Source organism: Pseudomonas sp. K5002, assembly GCF_013386655.1.
In the GTDB taxonomy this organism is placed as follows: domain Bacteria; phylum Pseudomonadota; class Gammaproteobacteria; order Pseudomonadales; family Pseudomonadaceae; genus Aquipseudomonas.
Genome location: NZ_JACARK010001526.1, coordinates 1 through 367, shown reverse-complemented (window position 1 = coordinate 367; position 367 = coordinate 1). Strand labels below are relative to the sequence as shown.

Annotated in this window: 1 protein-coding gene; it reads left to right on the top strand. The window is 63.8% G+C overall.

Annotated features, from left to right (window positions below; all coding sequences use genetic code 11):
• On the top strand, positions 1-367 hold a 367-nt coding region (locus HX846_RS37690; protein ID WP_178967523.1), incomplete at both ends, for a PP2C family serine/threonine-protein phosphatase.

Genomic DNA, 367 nt, shown 5'->3' with positions numbered 1-367 from the left:
TGGTGGCCCAGAATCGCTGGCTGCAAGCCAACGGCGGCGGCCAGCCGTTGCTGACCACCCTCAGCGCCCTGGTGTTTCGCGGCCAGCGTTTTACCCTGGCTCATGTGGGTGATTGCCGGGTGTATCGCTGGCTCGATGGCCAGTTGCAGCGCCTGAGCCAGGAGCATGTGTGGGAGCAACCGGGCATGCAGCATGTGCTCAAGCGCGCCATGGGCCTGGATCAGCATCTGGTGCTGGATTTCCTCGACGGCGAGTTGCGGGCAGGCGAGTGTTTCCTGCTGCTCAGCGACGGCGTGTGGGCGACCCTGGATGACAACAACATCAGCGCAATCCTGCGGGAACAGTCGGACCTGGACCTCGCGGTAAA